We start from the raw sequence: 438 nt of genomic DNA, 5'->3' as shown, positions 1-438 counted from the left end.
TTCTTCTGTGCCGTCTACTGGTAAGTTTGGATCGAACTCATCTTTGTGTCCTTGCGGTACTTCTTCTCCACCGAATTGTGTGATTTCATCTACTGGTTCTTTTGTTACTTCTTCTGTTGGCTCACCTTCGCCTACTTTTTCTCCCGTAATTGGGTTAATTGTAATTGGCGTTGTTGTTGTTTTCTCTCCTGGTTGTCCTTCTTGTGTTACTTTTTCTTCACCTGGTTTTAAGTCTGGATTGAATTCGCGTTTCTTCTCAAATGGAATTTCTTCCTTAGTAACCTCTGGTTCGCCTGCTTTTGGACCATGTTTTGTGACATCGTCAACCGGTGGTGTTACCACTTCTCCTGTATCTGGGTTCTTAATTCCTGGTTTACCTGGTACTTCTTCTGTGCCGTCTACTGGTAAGTTTGGATCGAACTCATCTTTGTGTCCTTG

Annotated in this window: 1 protein-coding gene; it reads right to left on the bottom strand. The window is 42.7% G+C overall.

What is annotated here, in order from left to right; genetic code table 11:
• A partial coding sequence (locus tag CD035_RS06945; RefSeq protein WP_180991820.1) for an E domain-containing protein occupies positions 1-438 on the bottom strand: 438 nt, incomplete at both ends.

The organism is Mammaliicoccus sciuri (genome assembly GCF_002901825.1).
Classification (GTDB): Bacteria; Bacillota; Bacilli; order Staphylococcales; family Staphylococcaceae; genus Mammaliicoccus; species Mammaliicoccus sciuri.
Note: the sequence above shows the minus strand (reverse complement) of the source record. Positions and strands in the feature narration are given on the sequence as shown.